General features: G+C 66.6%; 17 protein-coding genes. 11 read left to right on the forward strand and 6 right to left on the reverse strand.

Annotation, left to right across the window (positions count from 1 at the left end):
• Nucleotides 1–60 precede the first annotated feature (60 nt).
• Nucleotides 61–711 carry an alpha/beta hydrolase gene (locus tag HNP47_RS02155; protein ID WP_017504016.1) on the reverse strand — a complete coding sequence of 217 codons (651 nt, stop codon included), beginning with the start codon at nt 709–711 and terminating at the stop codon, nt 61–63.
• 158 nt (nt 712–869) lie between these two features.
• Between HNP47_RS02155 and HNP47_RS02160 the strand changes: the two genes are divergently transcribed.
• The 9 genes from HNP47_RS02160 to HNP47_RS02200 all read left to right on the forward strand — a co-directional run bounded on the left by HNP47_RS02160 (nt 870) and on the right by HNP47_RS02200 (nt 8,084).
• Nucleotides 870–1,349 (forward strand): Rrf2 family transcriptional regulator, encoded by a 480-nt coding sequence (locus HNP47_RS02160; RefSeq protein ID WP_184278000.1) that lies wholly within the window; start codon nt 870–872, stop codon nt 1,347–1,349.
• Complete coding sequence (locus tag HNP47_RS02165; RefSeq protein ID WP_184278002.1) at nt 1,346–2,485, forward strand: cysteine desulfurase family protein; 1,140 nt, start codon at nt 1,346–1,348, stop codon at nt 2,483–2,485. Before HNP47_RS02160 ends, HNP47_RS02165 begins: the two co-directional genes overlap by 4 nt.
• Nucleotides 2,485–3,951 carry a Fe-S cluster assembly protein SufB gene (gene sufB, locus HNP47_RS02170; protein ID WP_153922750.1) on the forward strand — a complete coding sequence of 489 codons (1,467 nt, stop codon included), beginning with the start codon at nt 2,485–2,487 and terminating at the stop codon, nt 3,949–3,951. The genes HNP47_RS02165 and sufB overlap by 1 nt, the downstream gene beginning before the upstream one ends.
• Nucleotides 3,948–4,181, forward strand: a complete 234-nt coding sequence (locus tag HNP47_RS02175; RefSeq protein ID WP_184278004.1) for a hypothetical protein — start codon at nt 3,948–3,950, stop codon at nt 4,179–4,181. The genes sufB and HNP47_RS02175 overlap by 4 nt, the downstream gene beginning before the upstream one ends.
• 5 nt (nt 4,182–4,186) lie before the next feature.
• Nucleotides 4,187–4,936 (forward strand): Fe-S cluster assembly ATPase SufC, encoded by a 750-nt coding sequence (gene sufC / locus HNP47_RS02180; protein WP_184278006.1) that lies wholly within the window; start codon nt 4,187–4,189, stop codon nt 4,934–4,936.
• Nucleotides 4,933–5,955 carry a Fe-S cluster assembly protein SufD gene (sufD, locus tag HNP47_RS02185; protein WP_184278008.1) on the forward strand — a complete coding sequence of 341 codons (1,023 nt, stop codon included), beginning with the start codon at nt 4,933–4,935 and terminating at the stop codon, nt 5,953–5,955. Before sufC ends, sufD begins: the two co-directional genes overlap by 4 nt.
• 149 nt (nt 5,956–6,104) lie before the next feature.
• A complete protein-coding gene (locus HNP47_RS02190) occupies nt 6,105–7,301 on the forward strand; it encodes an aminotransferase class V-fold PLP-dependent enzyme (RefSeq protein WP_184278010.1) in 1,197 nt (398 codons plus the stop codon).
• Between the two features lie 4 nt (nt 7,302–7,305).
• Entirely contained in the window at nt 7,306–7,695 is a 390-nt protein-coding gene (locus tag HNP47_RS02195; RefSeq protein WP_184278012.1) for an SUF system Fe-S cluster assembly protein, read from the forward strand.
• The gene (locus HNP47_RS02200) at nt 7,695–8,084 is read left to right on the forward strand and encodes an iron-sulfur cluster assembly accessory protein (protein WP_055753478.1); all 390 of its coding nucleotides are present in this window, start codon (nt 7,695–7,697) and stop codon (nt 8,082–8,084) included. Before HNP47_RS02195 ends, HNP47_RS02200 begins: the two co-directional genes overlap by 1 nt.
• Nucleotides 8,085–8,219: 135 nt before the next feature.
• On the opposite strand, the gene HNP47_RS02205 is transcribed toward HNP47_RS02200, so the two are convergent.
• The 4 genes from HNP47_RS02205 to HNP47_RS02220 form a co-directional block, all read right to left on the reverse strand.
• A complete protein-coding gene (locus HNP47_RS02205; protein WP_184278014.1) occupies nt 8,220–8,972 on the reverse strand; it encodes a 1-acyl-sn-glycerol-3-phosphate acyltransferase in 753 nt (250 codons plus the stop codon).
• Nucleotides 8,973–9,009: 37 nt separating this feature from the next.
• Nucleotides 9,010–10,059: a GGDEF domain-containing protein gene (locus HNP47_RS02210; RefSeq protein WP_184278016.1), complete on the reverse strand. Its 1,050-nt coding sequence runs from the start codon at nt 10,057–10,059 to the stop codon at nt 9,010–9,012.
• 109 nt (nt 10,060–10,168) lie between these two features.
• Nucleotides 10,169–11,734, reverse strand: coding sequence for a DEAD/DEAH box helicase (locus HNP47_RS02215; RefSeq protein WP_184278018.1), 1,566 nt, complete (start codon nt 11,732–11,734; stop codon nt 10,169–10,171).
• A 244-nt stretch (nt 11,735–11,978) separates the two neighbouring features.
• Nucleotides 11,979–12,590 carry a hypothetical protein gene (locus HNP47_RS02220; RefSeq protein WP_184278020.1) on the reverse strand — a complete coding sequence of 204 codons (612 nt, stop codon included), beginning with the start codon at nt 12,588–12,590 and terminating at the stop codon, nt 11,979–11,981.
• 184 nt (nt 12,591–12,774) lie between these two features.
• Here HNP47_RS02220 and HNP47_RS02225 point away from each other — a divergent pair, with 184 nt between their 5' ends.
• Together HNP47_RS02225 and HNP47_RS02230 are read left to right on the forward strand one after the other, a co-directional pair.
• Nucleotides 12,775–13,638, forward strand: a complete 864-nt coding sequence (locus HNP47_RS02225) for a 50S ribosomal protein L11 methyltransferase (RefSeq protein ID WP_184278022.1) — start codon at nt 12,775–12,777, stop codon at nt 13,636–13,638.
• A 9-nt stretch (nt 13,639–13,647) separates the two neighbouring features.
• Nucleotides 13,648–15,453: an aminopeptidase P family protein gene (locus HNP47_RS02230; protein WP_184278024.1), complete on the forward strand. Its 1,806-nt coding sequence runs from the start codon at nt 13,648–13,650 to the stop codon at nt 15,451–15,453.
• A gap of 142 nt (nt 15,454–15,595) precedes the next feature.
• On the opposite strand, the gene HNP47_RS02235 is transcribed toward HNP47_RS02230, so the two are convergent.
• Nucleotides 15,596–17,329 carry a patatin-like phospholipase family protein gene (locus tag HNP47_RS02235; RefSeq protein ID WP_184278026.1) on the reverse strand — a complete coding sequence of 578 codons (1,734 nt, stop codon included), beginning with the start codon at nt 17,327–17,329 and terminating at the stop codon, nt 15,596–15,598.
• Nucleotides 17,330–17,422: the final 93 nt, after the last annotated feature.

The raw sequence follows: 17,422 nt of genomic DNA on the forward strand, positions 1-17,422 counted from the left end.
GCGATGTCTCGCCCGATCATGCCGCCCGCGCCTTAATCAGCCGTGATGGTGGACCGAATGTCAGGCCGGCTTTTCTTCCAGACGCTTGTCCAGATAGGCGCCGACGCGGGTTTCGACCGCGCTCATATGGTCCTGCCAGAAGTGGCTGGCGCCCTCTTCCAGTTCGTAGTCGATGATGATGCCCTTTTGGGTGCGCAGCTTGTTGACCACGCGCTCAACCTCGACCGGCGGGACGATAGTGTCGGCCGTGCCGTGCAGGAACAGGCCGGACGCCGGGCAGGGCGCCAGGAAGCTGAAGTCGTACATGTTCGACGGCGGCGAGACCGAGATGAAGCCGTCCGTCTCGGGGCGACGCATCAGAAGCTGCATGCCGATGTAGGCGCCGAACTGATAGCCGGCGACCCAGGTCTGGCTGGCGCCGGGATTATTGGCCTGGAGCCAGTCGAGGGCAGTAGCGGCGTCGGCCAGCTCGCCGATGCCCGAATCAAACTCGCCCTGCGACTTGCCGACGCCGCGCGAGTTGTAGCGCAGGGTCGCAAAGCCACGCTGCTGGAACAACTGGTGCAGGGTGACCGCCACCGGGTTGTTCATATGCCCGCCCGCCTTGGGGTGCGGGTGCAGGATCAGCGCGATCGGTGCGTTCGGGCGCTTGCCCGGGGAATAGCGGCCTTCGATGCGACCGGAGGCGCCGGGCAGGATGACTTCAGGCATAGGGGCTCTGGAATCCGTTCAACTGTCATTTCGCGAGTGCGTAATACTTGACCGCAGAGGTGGGACTTTCTAAGTCCCTCCGCAAGCGCGCCGCCTTTGCGAAGGCGCGGGTTCTAGCACAGGAGCCCCGAAAAGCGCGCAATTTTTGAAGGTGCGAAATGCGTCTGTCGACCAAGGGACGATACGCCGTGATGGCGATGGCCGATCTGGCGAAGAACGGATGCGGCGAGAGCGGCGAAATCCGGGCGGTTTCGCTGGCCGAGATCGCCGCGCGCCAGGAGATTTCGCTGAGCTATCTGGAGCAGTTGTTCGCCCGTCTGAGGAAGAGCGAACTGGTCAAGAGCGTGCGCGGACCAGGTGGCGGATACCGTTTGGCCAAGGCGGCGCACGAGACGGTGGTCGCCGAGATCGTGCTGGCGGTGGATGAACCGATCCGGGCGACGCGATGCGTGGCGCATGGCTCGCCCAAGGGCTGCATGCTGGCCGGCGAACGCTGCATCACCCACAATCTTTGGGAAGACCTGGGCGACGAAATCCATCGCTATCTGGCCGGCGTGTCGCTGGAGGATGTGGTGATGAACCGCACGGGCCAGCGCCGGCGCAATGTCGAGGCCTCTGCCGTGGGGGTCGCGGCATGAGCGGCGTCTATCTGGACTACAACGCCTCGGGCCTGGTGCGGCCGGAGGTGTTGGAGATCATGGCCAGGGCCCTGGCCGACAACGGCAATCCGTCGGCGGTCCATGCCGCCGGCCGGCGGGCGCGGGCGCGGGTCGAAACCGCGCGGGCGCAGGTCGCGGACCTGGTCGGGGCCGATCCGACGGCGGTGGTGTTCAACTCGGGCGGCACCGAGGCTAATGCCCAAGGCATCGCCAGCGCCTTGGCGGCGGGATACGAGCGATTGGTCGTGTCGGCGACCGAGCATCCGTGCGTGGCCGAGACGGCGGCGAATGCGGGCGCGTCGGTCGAGGTCCTGCCGGTTGATGCCGACGGGGTGGTCGATCTGGAGTGGCTGGCGGAGGCGCTGAGCCGTCCGGGCCGGGCCGTGGTCGCCATCCATCATGCGAACAACGAAAGCGGCGTCATCCAGCCGATCGCCGAGGCGGCGGCTCTGGTGCGGGCGGCGGGCGGCTGGCTGCATGTCGACGCAATCCAGTCGGCGGGCAAGATCGCGGTCGATATGCGCGCGCTGGACGCGGACACCCTGACCCTGTCGGCGCACAAGCTGGGCGGGGCGCAGGGCGTGGGCGCCCTGATCTTCAAGGAAGGTCTGTCGGGCGTGCGGATTTTGCACGGCGCGGGGCAGGAGCGGGGCCTGCGCGCCGGGACCGAGAATGTCCCGGGCATCGCCGGGTTCGGCGTCGCGGCCGATTGCGCCGCGCGGGATCTGGAGACGATGGCCTCGCATGTCGCTTGGCGCGATGCAGCCGAAGCCAAGGTCAAGGCCGCGGGCGCGACCATCATCGGCGGCGGCGCAGCGCGGCTGCCCAACACCCTGTTTATGGCTGTCGAGGGCTGGGACAGTCCGCAGCAACTGATCACCCTGGATATGACGGGCGTGATGGTGTCGGCCGGCTCGGCCTGTTCGTCGGGCAAGGTGAAGCCGTCCAAGACCATCAGCGCCATGGGCCTGAATGCGCTGGCGACCGGGGGCGTGCGCGTCTCCGGCGGATGGGGCACGGTCGAGAGCGACTGGGCAAGGTTCGCCGACGCCTGGGTCGCCGCCTATAACAAGCACAAGACGCGCGCCGCCGAGCGCGTGAGAGAGGTCGCCTGATGGCCGCCGTCAAGGAAACCATCGACGCCGTCGCCGCGCTGGAGAAGTACGAGCACGGCTTCACGTCCGACATCGAGACGGAATATGCGCCCAAGGGATTGAGCGCTGAGATCGTGCGCTTCATTTCCGAAAAGAAGGGCGAGCCGGAATGGATGCTGGAATGGCGTCTGGCCGCCTATGAGCGCTGGCTGGCGATGGAGGAGCCGACCTGGGCGGCGGTCCGTTACGAGCCGGTCGACTATCAGGACCTGTTCTACTATGCGGCGCCCAAGAAGAAGGACGGGCCCAAGTCGCTGGACGAGGTCGATCCCGAGATCCTGGAGATCTACAAGAAGCTGGGCATCCCGCTGAAGGAGCAGGAAGTGCTGGCCGGGGTGCAGGGCGCGCCCAAGGTCGCCGTGGACGCCGTGTTCGACAGCGTGTCGGTGGTCACGACCTTCAAGGAGGAACTGGCCAAGGTCGGCGTGATTTTCATGCCGATTTCCGAGGCTTTGCGCGAATATCCTGATCTGGTGCGGCAATATCTGGGGTCGGTGGTGCCGGTCTCGGACAACTATTTCGCAGCGCTGAACAGCGCGGTCTTTTCGGACGGCTCGTTCGTCTACATCCCGCCGGGCGTCAAATGCCCGATGGAGCTGTCGACCTATTTCCGCATCAACGCCAGCCAGACGGGCCAGTTCGAACGGACCCTGATCATCGCCGACAAGGGAGCTTACGTCTCCTACCTTGAGGGCTGCACCGCGCCGATGCGCGACGAGAACCAGCTGCATGCGGCCGTGGTCGAGATCGTGGCGCTGGACGACGCCGAGGTGAAATATTCGACCGTCCAGAACTGGTATCCGGGCGACGCCGAGGGCAAGGGCGGCATCTACAACTTCGTGACCAAGCGCGCCGACTGCCGGGGTGATCGGTCCAAGGTATCGTGGACGCAGGTCGAGACCGGCTCGGCCGTGACCTGGAAATATCCGTCCTGCATCCTGAAGGGCGAGGAGTCGTCCGGCGAATTCTATTCTATCGCCATCACCAACGGGCATCAGCAGGCCGACACCGGCACCAAGATGATCCACCTGGGCAAGAACTCGAAGTCGCGGATCATCGCCAAGGCGGTGTCGGCGGGCCGGTCGGATTCGACCTATCGCGGCCTGGTCTCGGTGCATCCGAAGGCGACGGGCGTGCGCAACTTCACCCAGTGCGACAGCCTGCTGATCGGCAAGGAGTGCGGCTCGCACACCATCCCCTATATCGAGGCCCGCAACGGCTCGGCCCAGCTGGAGCACGAGGCGACGACGACGCGGTTGAGCGACGACCAGCTGTTCTACGCCCAGCAGCGCGGGCTGTCGCAGGAGGAGGCGGTGGCCCTGCTGGTCAACGGCTTCGTCCGCGACGTGATGCAGAAGCTGCCGATGGAGTTTGCCGTCGAGGCGCAGAAGCTGGTGGCGATCTCGCTTGAGGGGAGCGTGGGGTGACCAGCTTCCACCAGCGCTTTTTCAATCGTCGGCTAACCGGCTTTTACCCCAAGGGACCGAAGGCGCGTCGTTTTGGTCTTATCTGCGTCGGCGTTTCCCTTGCTCTTGGCGCAACCGGCCTCGCCTTACTTTTCAATGGGCAGAAGACCTTCGGCCAGATCGTCCTCGGCGCATTGGCCATTTTGATCATCGCTTACAACGGCTTTGTGTCCACTCGTTCGGACCTGTGAGAACTATGCTTTCCATCAACAACCTCCACGTTTCCGTCGGTGAGAAGCCGATCCTCAAGGGACTGACGCTCGACGTTCCCGCCGGCGAGGTGCACGCCATCATGGGGCCGAACGGAGCCGGCAAGTCCACGCTCGGCTACGCCCTGTCGGGACGGCCGGGCTATGAGGCGACGGAGGGGTCTGTCGAATGGGCGGGCGAGGACCTGCTGGCGCTGGATCCGGCCGAACGGGCGGCTAAGGGTGTCTTCCTGTCGTTCCAATATCCGATCGAGATCCCCGGCGTGCCCGCCCTGACCTTTGTGCGGACGGCGCTGAATGCGCAAAAGCGCGCACGGGGCGAGGAGGAGGTGGCGGCGCCGGCCTTCCTGAAGCTGGTTCGGGAGGCGTCCAAGGCGCTGAAGATGGACTTCGACATGTTGAAGCGGCCGTTGAACGTCGGCTTCTCCGGCGGCGAGAAGAAGCGGATGGAGATCCTGCAGATGGCTCTGCTGGAGCCGTCGCTGCTGATCCTGGACGAGACGGATTCAGGGCTGGACATCGACGCCCTGCGCATCGTGTCGGAAGGGGTGAACGCGCTGCGTCGTCCCGACCGCGCCATGCTGGTCATCACCCACTATCAGCGCCTGCTCGACTATATCAAACCGGACCGGGTGCACGTGCTGGCCGGCGGTCGGATCGTGGCCTCGGGTGGGCCGGAGCTGGCGCTGGAGCTGGAGGCGGAAGGGTACGACAAGTATCTGCCGCAGGCTGCATGAGCGTGGCCTTCGCCATCGACCTGACCGACGCCGACACCTATCCGTCGCGACGCACGGAGACGTGGAAATACAGCGACCTGAAGCGCCATCTTCGCGCCGCGCCCGAGCCGTCAGGCACGGCTGAGGTCGGGCCGCCGGGACCGTTTTATGATCTGGGCGGCGAGGCGATCGTCTTCGCCAACGGGCGCGCCGTGGGCGTGACCGACTTCATCGCCTCGGGCGAGCGGACCCTGCGGCTGCGCTATGTGTCGGACGCCGTCGGCACGGGCCATACGGCCAGCGCGCGGGTTTCGGCGCGCGCGGGCGCCAAGCTGCTGCTGTTGGAAACGCACGAGGGCGCGGGCTCGGCCTATGTGGCGCACAATACGCTGGAGCTGGACGTGGCGGCCGGCGCCGAGGTGACCCGCGTTGTTCTGGTCGAGGAGCCGGAAGACGCCATCTCCATCGCCGAGGCCCATGTGAAGGTCGAGGCGGGCGGCGTCTATCGCCAGACCATCGTCACGACCGGCGCCAAATTGCAGCGGATCGAGACGCGCATCACCCACTACGCCCAGGGTGCGCAGGTTCAGGCCGACGGCCTTTATCTGCTGAACGGAGCGCGCCATGCGGATCTGACCAGCGTGGTGCGTCATGTGGAACACGACGGCGCGACTTCGCAGCTGATCAAGGGCGTGGCTCGCGACACGGCGCGGGGCGTCTTCCAGGGCAAGATCGTGGTCGAGCGCGGCGCCGACGGAACCGATGCGCGCATGGGCCACCATGCGCTGATCGCGTCCGAGCGGGCCGAGATCGACGCCAAGCCGGAGTTGATCATCTATGCCGACGACGTGCAGTGCGCGCACGGCAACACCGTGGGGACGCTGGACGAGAGCGCCCTGTTCTACATGCAGCAGCGCGGCATCCCGGCCGACGAAGCCCGCGCCCTGCTGACCCAGGCCTTCCTGATCGAGGTCATCGACCGGATCGAGCATGAGGGCGCGAGAGAGGTGGCACGGGAATGGCTGACGGCGCGGTTGTGAATAATCCTCCCCCAAGCCTAGCGCAGGGGGAGGCGGACCGCCCGAAGGGTGGTGGAGGGGGCTCGCCCCAGACACCGGCCTCGCGGTTAGCCCCCTCCACCGCTTCGCGGTCCCCCTCCCCCGATGGGGGAGGATTTGATCCCTATGCCGTGCGGGCGCAGTTCCCGATCCTGTCGCGACAGGTGAACGGCAAGCCGCTGGTCTATCTGGACAACGCGGCCTCGGCCCAGAAGCCGCGCGCGGTGATCGACGCCTTGGTCGCGACGATGGAGGGCGGTTACGCCAACGTCCACCGCGGCCTGCACACTCTGTCGAACGAGGCGACCGAGGCCTTCGAAAAAGCGCGCGAGATCGTCGCGCGCTTCCTGAACGCCGAGAACGCCGAACAGGTGGTCTGGACCAAGGGCGGGACCGAGGCGATTAATCTGGTGGCCAACGGGCTGGGGCTGTCGATCCAGCCGGGCGACGAGATCATCGTCTCGGAGATGGAGCATCACTCCAACATCGTGCCGTGGCATCTGCTTCGCGAACGGCGCGGGGCGGTGATCAAGTGGATTCCGATCAAGGACGACGGGTCGCTGGACATGGCGGCCTATGCCGACCTGCTGGGGCCCAGGACGCGGATGGTCGCGGTCACCCATATGTCGAACGTGCTGGGGACGATCAATCCGGTCGCCGAGATCACGCGACTGGCCCAAGCGGCGGGGGCGCAGGTGCTGATCGACGGGTGCCAGGGGGCGGTTCATGCGACGCCGGATGTGCAGGCCATCGGCTGCGACTTCTATGTCCTGACCGGGCACAAGCTGTTCGCGCCCACCGGCATCGGCGCCCTGTACGGCAAGGCCGAGGCGCTGGAGGCGCTGCCGCCCTATCAGGGCGGGGGCGAGATGATCGAGACGGTCGAGCATGACCGCGTGACCTATGCCCGGCCGCCTCACCGGTTCGAGGCGGGGACGCCCCCGATCCTGGAGGCCATCGGCCTGGGCGCGGCCCTGGAATGGCTGGCGCAATACGACCGGGCGGCCGTGCAGGCGCATGAGCATGCCCTTTATCAGCACGCCGTCGATCGACTTCAGGGTGAGAACTGGCTGCGGATTCTAGGCGAGGCCGAAGGCAAGGGCGCGATCCTGACCTTCGCCGTCGAGGGCGCGCACGCCCATGACGTGGCCCAGATCATGGATCGTTACGGGGTCGCGGTGCGCGCGGGGCTGCACTGCGCCGAGCCGCTGGCGAAAAGAATGGGGGTGACGTCAAGCACCCGCGCCTCCTTCGCCCTATATAACACCGTGGAGGATGCCGACGCCTTCGTGGATGCGCTGATCAAGGCGCGGAACTTCTTCGTGTAAGCCGATGACAGATCAACCGATTCAAGACAGCGACGCCTTCAAGGACGCCTGGGACGAGCCCCAGAAGAGCGCCCTGTCGCAAGCCGAGCTGGACACCCTGACCGATCAGCTGATCGAGGCGCTGAAGTCCGTCTATGACCCGGAAATCCCGGTCGACATCTATGAGCTGGGCCTGATCTACCGCGTGGATGTCAACGATAACCGCGACGTGGTGGTGGACATGACGCTGACGGCGCCGGGCTGTCCGGTCGCCGGCGAAATGCCGGGCTGGGTGGAGACGGCGGTGGAGAAGGTCGAGGGCGTGCGCAGCGCCAAGGCCAATCTGGTGTTCGATCCGCCGTGGGACGCCTCCAAGATGAGCGACGAGGCGAAACTCGCCTTGAATATGTTCTGATGACCGAGCTTCAAGCGACATCCCGTCCGCGCCGCCCGCGCCCCAAGGCCGTGACCCTGACGGACGCAGCCGCCGAGCGGGTGCGCGAGATCCTGGACAATGCCGAGAACGATCACATCGGCCTGCGCATCGGCGTCAAGAACGGCGGTTGCGCCGGGCAGGAATACACGTTCGCCTATGCCGACGAGATCGGGCCCATGGACGAGGTGGTCGAGGACAAGGGCGTCACTATCCTGATCGAGCCCCGGGCCGTGCTGTTCCTGATCGGCACCGAGATCGACTATGAGACGACGCGTCTGGCGTCCAAGTTCGTGTTCAACAATCCGAACCAGACCGACGCCTGCGGCTGCGGCGAGAGCGTGACCATCGTGCCGGTCGCCGCCGATTGAGAGGGCCTGGGTCTGATGGGCTGCTGGACCCTGACCGACGCGGCCCTGGACGATCCCGACGAAGCCGTCGCCTGGGCGCGGCAGTCGCGCTGGACGTGGCGGTAAAGAAGGCGACGAGGAAGACGCCGAAGTCCGCTACTTAGTCGGTGTGTCGATGAGCACGGCCGGCGTGATGGGTTGACCTGTGGCCTGGGCGACGAGCTCGGCGGTGCGGGTCTCGATGACGGCTTCGAGGCGAGCCAGGAACTCGTCCTTGGGGAGGCCGACTGGGATCGGGTCGAGGAACTCCAACGTCGCCGTGCCGGGATGTTTTTCGTATTTTTCCTCGGGCCAGAAGAGGCCGAGGTTGGTGCCGAGCGGCACGACGGGCACGTCGAAGTCGCGGTACATGTGCCAGACGCCGGAGCGATATTTGAACTTCTTGCCGACAGGCGCGAGATGTCCCTCGGGATAGATCAGGATCTTGCGGTTCTCGGCGCGGGCCTCGGCGGCGCGCATGGCCAGGGCCTTGCGGGCTTCGTGGCCGCCGCAGGAGTTGACGACGATGGCGCCCAGTTTCTTCAGCACGCCGCCCAGCAGGGGAAACTTTTCCAGGTGGTCGCCAGTGACGAAGGCGATGTCGTCGAACTGGTCATAGGTCGCAAAGCCGTCGCCCCAGCTTTGGTGCTTGGAGGCGATGATGAAGGCGCCCTCGGGCAGGCGATGCTTGCCGCGAACATCCAGTTTGATGCCGCCGAAGATCGCCATGGCTTGGACCATGCGTTTCACATAGCGACGGATGACCCAGCTGGCCGGGCCGCGACCGGGCGCCAGCGCAGCGAAGGCGGCGGTCAGCCCATAGCCGATCGACAGTATCCAGTAGGCGACATTGAAGGCGAAGCTGCGCATGCGGCGACTATGGCAGAAAGCTTGGCCTTGTCAGACCCTAAGCCGCTTTTTCGAGCGACGAAGCGGGCGTGACGCAGTTTCGACCTGCACGTTTGGATTCGTACAGAGCGGCGTCGGCGCGTTCCAGCAGGCTGGCGGCGGTTTCGCCCTTGCGGCGCTGCGCGAAACCGGCGGAGACCGTCACAGAGCCCAGGTCGTCATTGGTCGATCGACGGCGCAGTGCGCGTGAAGCCACGTCGTTGCGGATGCTTTCAAGCGCCGCCATCACGACGCCGGCGCCTTCACCAGGGAAGATGATGGCGAACTCTTCGCCGCCGAACCGAGCGGCGAACCGGGTCCTGCCGCAAATATTGGACAGGACGGTCGAGACATAGCGCAACACCTGATCGCCCGTCTGGTGGCCCCAGGTGTCGTTGAACCGTTTGAAATGGTCGATGTCGAGGATGGCCAGGCTGAGCGGCGCGCCGTCATCCTCGGCGCAGGCGGCCTCAAGCCGTTCGTCGAAGGCCTTGCGGTTGGCCAGATTGGTCAGGGCGTCGGTCATGGCGTCGCGGCGCACCTGTTCCAGGTTTTCGCGCAGGCGGATGACTTCCTTATTGGACTTTTCCAGACGCTTTTCCAGGATCGCCGTTTCCCGACGCACCCGGTTGGTCGCGGTCGAAAGGCCGCCGACCAGATCCTTCAGCGAAGACGGATCGTCGACGGTTTCCATGCACTGAGAGGCGTCGGCGAGGGTTTCGCCGTAGTCGTGTTGGGTCTTGTGAGCCATGGCGATGGCGCTGGCGACGCTGGCCAGTTCGCGATCCAGCACGGCGCCGACGTCGCGGATCTGATCCGGCAAGCGACCGCGCGGCAGGAACTCGGCGGCCAGCATTTCGGATGTCTTATCAGTGATGGTAGCGGACTGCGCCAGAAGACGGCGAATTTCCTGGGCCAAGGCGCCGTCGGGGTCGCTGATGTAATGCAGCCAAAGCTCGAAGTTCAGGGGGGTCGGCCAGACGCCGGCCTTTTCCATTTCGTCGATGACGTTGCGCGCCAAAGCATAGGCTTGAGGAGCTCTTAGCGCCGTCTCGACTTTTTTCGACATTCTTGTTCCCCTGCGCTCCTGTTCTGGAGCTGTATCGCGGGGCACACTACGGGATGTTCCGTAATGCGGGGTAAACGGCGCAGCATTCACTGCGCCGCTGTGTGTGAGTTCAGGCGCGAATGACGACGGGCCGGCGCAGGAAAGCGGGGATGTCGTCGCCGAAGCCACGCACGCCTTGGCGCTGCGTATCGCTCTTGTCAGCCTTGCGGTCGCCGCGGCGATCGGATTGCAGCAGGTGCGGCTCGCGATCTGCGCGTTCCGGGCGTGGGGCGCGAGCGGTCTCAACAGGTTCGACGGCCGCCTCAGCTTCGATTGCGGCGGCGACGGGAGCCGCGACTTCGACCGGAGTCTCGGGGCGGGCCTTGCGGCGGCTGCGGCTGCGGGGCGCCTCGGCCTCTTCAGACGAAGGTGCGCCGGCGACGGCGGCGATGTCGACAGGTTCGGCGGACGGTGTGGGCGCGCTGCTGGTGCGCGACCGGCCGCGACCGCGTTCGCCCGAGCGTTTGTCGTCGCGGCGCGGGCCGTCCTTGATGGCGGCGAAGTCGATGCCTTCGAGGACCAGCTCTTCCGGATCCTTCTTGATCAGCTTCAAGACCTTATCCAGCGACTTGTCGTCGGCCGGGGTCACGATCATGAAGGCCTGGCCCAGCTTGCCGGCGCGGCCGGTGCGGCCGATGCGGTGGACGTAGTCGTCGGCGTGGTGCGAGACGTCGTAGTTGAAGACGTGGCTGACGTCAGGGATATCCAGGCCGCGCGCGGCGACGTCGGAGGCAACCAAGATCTTCAGAGCGCCCGAGCGGAAGTCCGCCAGGGTCTTCATCCGGTGCGACTGATCCAGGTCGCCGTGGATCGGGGCAGCGTCGAAGCCGTGGGTCTTCAGCGACTTGGCGACGATATCGACTTCGGACTTGCGATTGCAGAAGACGATGCCGTTGCGAACGTCCTCACGGCCGACCAGGGCGCGCAGGGCGGTCCGCTTGGCCTTGGGGTCCGAGGTCGGGATGCGGACGATGTACTGGGTGATGGTGTCGGCGGTCATCGCCGGACGCGAGGCCTCGATCCGGGTCGGATCCTTGAGGAAGGCGGTCGTCAGGCGCGTGATCTCGGGCGGCATGGTGGCCGAGAAGAACAGGGTCTGGCGACGCGGCGGCGTCAATTTGAAGATCCGCTCGATGTCGGGGATGAAGCCCATGTCCAGCATCCGGTCGGCTTCATCGACGACCATGATCTCGACGCCGGTCAGCAGCATCTTGCCGCGTTCGAACAGGTCGAGCAGGCGGCCGGGCGTTGCGATCAGGACGTCGACGCCCTTGTTCAGCGCCGCGACCTGGTCGCCCATGGAGACGCCGCCGATCAGCAGCACCCAGCTCAGCTTGGTGCCCTTGGCGTATTTGGCGAAGCTTTCGGCGACCTGATCGGCCAGTTCGCGGGTCGGCGCCAGGACGATGGCGCGCGGCATGCGGGCGCGGGCGCGCCCGGTGGACAGGCGATCGACCAGGGGCAGGGTGAAGGCGGCGGTCTTGCCGGTGCCGGTCTGGGCGATGCCCAGAACGTCACGGCCGGCGAGGGCGACGGGGATCGCCTGTTCCTGAATGGGCGTGGCGGTCGTGTAGCCGGTGTCGGCGACGGCCTGAAGGGTCGTGGGCGAAAGGCCCAGTTGGGTAAATTCGGTCATGAATCCTTGGGAGAGAAAGCGTCTGCGTGCATAGCAGCGACGGAACCGCCCCTCTTTGGGCGAGCGGGCGGCGCGTATCGCAGACCTGTCCCGAGGCTGGGGGCGATATAGAAGCCCCTGCGCAGAAGTCAAGTATTCCTGGTTTTTCGCTCGTGCGGACACAGCCGTAAATTACGGCCCACAAACGAAAATCGCCGGACGGGCGAGCCGTCCGGCGATCTGCTGGATCAGAGGGGAAGTGCGATCAGCGCTTGCCGAAGATCATGTCGCCGAGTTTGGCGAGGAAGCCCTTTTCCTCGGGCTTGGCGGTAGGCGCCGGCTTGGGGGCTTCGACCGGCTTGGGAGCCGGAGCCGGAGCCGGAGCCGGCGTAGGCGCCGACGCCGCAGCGGCGGAGGCAGCGGCGGGTGCGGGGGTGGCGGCGGGCTTGGGCGCGGCGACGGCTTCAGCAGGCTTGGGCGCCGCTGCGGCCGGCTTGGCGGTAGGCGCGGCCTTCGGGGCGGCGGCGGGTTTCGAAGCGGCGGCCTTAGGCGCAGCAGGTTTTGCCGCTGCAGGCTTTGCCGCCGTCGCCTTCGGTGCGGCAGCTTTCGAAGCTGCAGTCTTCACTGCCGTCTTGGCGGCGGCGGGCTTGGGTGCGGCGGCTTTGGGCGCGGCTTTCGGAGCAGTCTTGGCGGCAGGGGCGGTCTTGGGCTTGGCTGCGACCTTGGCGGCGACCGGCGCAGCGGCGGCCTTGGGGGCGGCGGTTTTGGGCGCCGCAGCCTTGGGCGCGACAGTCTTGGCGGCGGCGGGCTTCGGCGCAGCGGCTGCCGGCTTTGCCGCGGCCTTGGGCGCAGCGGTTTTCTCGGCGGCGGTCTTCACAGCGCTCGACTTCGGCGCGGCTTTAGGCTTGGAAGCGGCGGTCGCCGGCTTTGGCGACGCTGGTTTAGACGTAGACGGTGACTTGGCCATGTATTCCCCGACCCCTCGGTTTGATAAAAACGCGGCGGCGACGGGCGTTCAGCACCGGATCGCTACGATTCGCCATATTACCGGTGTTTGAAAAATGTCCGAGTCCGCACTTCAGATAATCGCACGTGGCCCGCGCGCCGCCGCAGAGGCCGCCGCAGAGGCCGTAGACGCCGATCCACGGCTGGAAGGCGCGACCTATTCGATCCTGGAAGAGGACGAGGACAACGACGTCTGGCGCATCGACGCCTTTCCCACGACCGACGACGAGGTCGAGGGTCTGAAGGCAGTGCTGGCGGGCTATCCGGTCACGGTGCTGGTCGAGAAGCTGGCGGACGCCGACTGGCTGGCCATGTCGCTGTCGGGTCTGCCGCCCGTCGAGGCCGGACGGTTCTTCGTCTATGGCGCGCACGATCAGGGCAAGGTGCCCGAGGGTCGCGTCACGCTAAAGATCGACGCCGGCGCCGCCTTCGGCACGGGCCACCATGGCACCACGGTCGGCTGCCTGGAGGCGTTCGACAAGCTGCTGGAGACCGAAAGCTTCGAGAAGGTGTTGGACGTCGGCTGCGGCACGGGCGTGCTGGCGATCGCGGCGGCCAAGACGGGCACGCCGATCGCCGTCGGCACCGACATCGACGAGCCCTCGGCCCGGATCGCCAATGAGAACGCCGAGATCAACGAGGCCAAGTGCGACTTCTATTTCGCCGATGGTCTCAGCGATCCGCGCATCGCCCAGCATCAACCGTATGATCTGGTGTTCGCCAACATCCTGGCCGCGCCGCTTGTGCATCTGGCGCCCGAGATCGGGGCGGCGCTGAAAACCGGCGGGGTCGCAATCCTGTCGGGCCTGCTGCGCACGCAGGAGGAGCGGGTGCTGGAGGCCTATCTGCCGCTGGGCTTCACGGTCGAGCAGACCATTCATCACGACGCCTGGAGCGCCCTGCAACTGCGCAAGGGCTGAGGATCGATCATGCGCCAGACGTTTGATGAAACGACCGACCCGTCCTTTGGGGCCAAACACCTGCCGCTGCTGCGCGCCGAAATGGCCAAGCAGGGGCTGGACGGGTTTCTGATCCCGCACGAGGACGAGCATCAGAACGAATATCTGCCGGACGCCAATGAGCGTCTGGCCTGGGCGACCGGCTTCACCGGCTCGGCCGGGGCGGCGGTGGTGTTCCAGGATCGGGCCAGCATGTTCACCGACGGTCGCTACACCGTTCAGGTGAAGGCCCAGACCGATCCGGCGCTTTTCGAGCGACGCGACTTGAATGACGTGGCGGCCTATCTGGAGACGGCGGCGAAGGGGGCGGTGATCGGTTACGATCCGCTTCTGCACAGCCCGGATGCCTTGGTCGCCTTGAAGGCGGCGGCGCAGAAGGCGGGGGCCGAGTTGCGCGCCGTGGACGCCAACCCGCTGGATATGGCCTGGGGCGCCGATCGTCCGGCTCAGCCGACGGCGCCGGTCGTGCCGCATGAAGATGTCTATTCCGGAGAGATCCATGCATCGAAGCGGGCGCGGATCGGCAAGGCCGTGGCGGACGCCGGCGCAGATGCGGCAGTGCTGACGGCGCCGATGTCGATCGCCTGGCTGTTCAATGTGCGCGGCGGGGACGTGATCCGTTCGCCCCTGCCGATCGGTCAGGCCATTCTGGCGGCGGACGGAAAGGCGCGGCTGTTCCTAGACCCGGCCAAGGTGACAAATGCTTTGCCGGACTGGCTGGGCGACGATGTTCGCATCGAGGCGACCGAGCAGCTGCCGGCTGCGCTGGACGGGCTGTCGGGCCAAAAGGTCATGATCGATCCGTCGCTGTCCTCGGCCTGGTATTTCGACCGGCTGGAAAGCGCCGGGGCGACGGTGGTGCGGGCGATGGACCCCTGCGCCATTCCTCGTGCGGCCAAGAATGCGGTGGAGATCGAAGGCAGCCGCCAGGCGCACATCCGCGACGGGGCGGCGCTGAGCCGGTTCCTGCACTGGGTCGACACGGTGGTGCAGGAGACCCTGCCGGACGAGCGCGAAGTGGTCGAGGCGCTGGAGCGGTTCCGCGAGGAGACCGGGGCGCTGAAGGACCTGAGTTTCGACACCATCGCCGGGGCCGGGCCAAATGGGGCGCTGCCGCATTACAAGCCGGTCGGGGCCAGCATTCGCAAGGTCGAGAAGGGCTCGCTGCTGCTGGTGGACGGCGGCGGCCAGTATCTGGACGGCACGACCGATGTGACCCGCACCATGGCGGTGGGCGAGCCGAGCGAGGACCAGCGCCACAAGTTCACCTTGGTGCTGAAGGCGCATATCGCCATGGCGACGATACGCTTCCCGGCCGGGACCAGCGGCATGGCCCTGGACGCCATTGCGCGGGCGCCGATGTGGGCTGCGGGCCTGGATTATGATCACGGTACGGGGCACGGCGTCGGCTCCTACCTGGGCGTGCACGAGGGGCCGCAGCGGATCGCCAAATGGGGCACGTCCCAGCCGCTGCTGGAGGGGATGATCCTGTCCAACGAGCCCGGCTATTACCGCGAAGGCCATTGGGGCATTCGCATTGAGACCCTGCAGGTGGTGACGCCGGCCGTGGTGCCCGAGGGCGGAGAGCGGCCGATGCACGGCTTCGAGCAACTGACCTTCGCGCCTCTCGACCGCAAACTGATCGATGTCGGGATGCTGACGCCGGACGAGCGGGCCTATATCGACGCCTATCACGCCGAAACGCTGGCCAAGGTCGGGCCGTTGATGGACGGCGAGGCGCTGGACTGGCTTCGAGGGGCGTGTGCTCCGCTCTGACACCTTCCCAGCCGCTCATCCCCGCGAAAGCGGGGACCCAGTGCTTTGGGCGAAAAACTTGACCCCGTTTTCAAGATTGCTGTCCAACGCACTGCCGAGCGACAGAACTGGGTCCCCGCTTTCGCGGGGATGAGCCGATAGGTCAGAGGCCAGACGGAGATCTTCTTCTCAGGTGGGTGATGGGGACCGTCAGTTCGGCCAGCGCCGCCCTCATAGCGTCATAGCCGATGGCGACGGGGCCGTCGTAGGTCTTCCAGTCCCGAATGTCGCTGCCGGCGACCTGGGGCAGGACCAGAACGTCGGCGTCAGCCCTCGACTGCGTCATCTCAACGTCGGTGGTGATGGTGGCCGAGCGCATCAGGATCGAGACGATGGGCGGGCCGGCCTTCCAGGCGCCGGACAGGACCCATTTCCACCAGGACGGCGGATTCTCCAGCGCCTGGGGATCGACGCCGCGCGTCTGGGACATGTCGACGCCGATGATCGGGCCGCTGTTCAGCTGGCGCATCACGCTGGTGGGGAAGTTCTTCAGAACGGCGCCGTCCACCAGCACCTGACCGTCCATGACGACCGGCGGCAGGACGCCGGGGATGGCGATGGAGGCGCGCATGGCCCTGCGCATCAGGCCCGTGCGATGCGCCTCGATCCGGCCCGAGGTCAGATTGGACGAGACGGCGAAGAAGGGCAGGGGCAGGTCCGCCAGGTCGATGTCGCCGTAAGCCTGTTCCAGCAAACGGGCGACCTTGCGAGCGCGGGACATGGCGATGATCGGCACGGCCAGGTCCGACAGCGGATCGGACTCGACGAAGGCGCGCCGAATCTCGAAATCCAGCCGTTCGCAGGACCAGCCCAAGGCCGGGCCGGCGGCGACGACCGCGCCCATGGACGCGCCGCCCGCGAAGTCGATGGGCACCTTGGCCTCTTCCAAGGCCTTGATCGCGCCGATGTGGCAATAGGCCCGCGCGCCCCCGCCGGACAGCACCAGGCCGACCGCCGTGCCGGTGACGACGCGGGCGATGCGCTCGGCGTCCTTGGCCAGTCCTTCGACGCAGTGGAACCAGCGGTCGGGCTGTAACGCATCCAGCCAGACGCGCGTGTTGGCCGGGTGATGCATGCGCGGATCGCGCAGCAGGATCAGGTCGGTCAGGCGGCGGCCGTCGCCGAAGCCCTGGCGGCGCGGCACGGCGGACGGCGGCGCCAGAAGGCCGCTGCCGACGATGAACATCCGGTCCACCTGGCGCGCGCACAGACTGGCCCAGGCGGGCTGATCCTGCTCGGCGACATAAAGGACGTAGTCGTGGTCGCCCTCCACCCGGCTGAACCACTCGGACGCCGAGGCCAGGGCCGACTGGTCGATGACCTGACAGGTGAAACCCATGGCCTGGATGGCGGCGGCGATGCGTTCGACGAAGGCGCGGATGGGGCGGGGGCGGGCCGAGACGAAGCCGAAGACGCTGGGCTCGGATGCGCCGGCGGTGCGTTCGCGAGCGCGGTGGATCATCAGCCGCGACAGCTCGACCATCAGGTCCGGCTCGGTGCGGGCGGCCTCGAAGAAGGCTTCGCGCGGCAGGGCCAGGATTTCGCTGTCCCTCAGGGCGACGACGGTGGCGGTGTGCGGCGTGCCGGCCAGCATGGCCATGCCGCCCACCGGCTCGCCCGCCTTGACCACGCCCAGCATGTGCGGCGTCTGATCGGCCTCCGTTCGAAACACGCCCAGACGGCCGGAGCGGACCAGATACAGGGTGTCGGCCGGATCGCCCTCGGTGAACAGCGGCTCGCCGCCGGTCAGGGCAAACCAGCTGGCCCGGTCGACCATGCGACCTTCGAAGATGCGCGCGAGCGAGGTCGCCAGCGTGTCGGGGCGAAGCGTGGCCATGATGCGTTTGTAGGCGCGATTCTGGGACGGGTGAATTGGCTTCTCGCGTTGCCCGAGTCCGCGTGGGCGGGTAGAGCGTTCGGCTTCTCCCGC

The organism is Brevundimonas vesicularis (assembly GCF_014204545.1).
In the GTDB taxonomy this organism is placed as follows: Bacteria; Pseudomonadota; Alphaproteobacteria; order Caulobacterales; family Caulobacteraceae; genus Brevundimonas; species Brevundimonas vesicularis_B.

Bases quoted from the DNA above. Each gene is read 5' to 3' on its own strand.
- HNP47_RS02155 (WP_017504016.1), bottom strand. From the start codon at position 711: ATGCCTGAAGTCATCCTGCCCGGCGCCTCCGGTCGCATCGAAGGCCGC.
- HNP47_RS02160 (WP_184278000.1), top strand. From the start codon at position 870: ATGCGTCTGTCGACCAAGGGACGATACGCCGTGATGGCGATGGCCGAT.
- HNP47_RS02165 (WP_184278002.1), top strand. From the start codon at position 1,346: ATGAGCGGCGTCTATCTGGACTACAACGCCTCGGGCCTGGTGCGGCCG.
- sufB (WP_153922750.1), top strand. From the start codon at position 2,485: ATGGCCGCCGTCAAGGAAACCATCGACGCCGTCGCCGCGCTGGAGAAG.
- sufC (WP_184278006.1), top strand. From the start codon at position 4,187: ATGCTTTCCATCAACAACCTCCACGTTTCCGTCGGTGAGAAGCCGATC.
- sufD (WP_184278008.1), top strand. From the start codon at position 4,933: ATGAGCGTGGCCTTCGCCATCGACCTGACCGACGCCGACACCTATCCG.
- HNP47_RS02195 (WP_184278012.1), top strand. From the start codon at position 7,306: ATGACAGATCAACCGATTCAAGACAGCGACGCCTTCAAGGACGCCTGG.
- HNP47_RS02200 (WP_055753478.1), top strand. From the start codon at position 7,695: ATGACCGAGCTTCAAGCGACATCCCGTCCGCGCCGCCCGCGCCCCAAG.
- HNP47_RS02205 (WP_184278014.1), bottom strand. From the start codon at position 8,972: ATGCGCAGCTTCGCCTTCAATGTCGCCTACTGGATACTGTCGATCGGC.
- HNP47_RS02210 (WP_184278016.1), bottom strand. From the start codon at position 10,059: ATGTCGAAAAAAGTCGAGACGGCGCTAAGAGCTCCTCAAGCCTATGCT.
- HNP47_RS02215 (WP_184278018.1), bottom strand. From the start codon at position 11,734: ATGACCGAATTTACCCAACTGGGCCTTTCGCCCACGACCCTTCAGGCC.
- HNP47_RS02225 (WP_184278022.1), top strand. From the start codon at position 12,775: ATGTCCGAGTCCGCACTTCAGATAATCGCACGTGGCCCGCGCGCCGCC.
- HNP47_RS02230 (WP_184278024.1), top strand. From the start codon at position 13,648: ATGCGCCAGACGTTTGATGAAACGACCGACCCGTCCTTTGGGGCCAAA.
- HNP47_RS02235 (WP_184278026.1), bottom strand. From the start codon at position 17,329: ATGGCCACGCTTCGCCCCGACACGCTGGCGACCTCGCTCGCGCGCATC.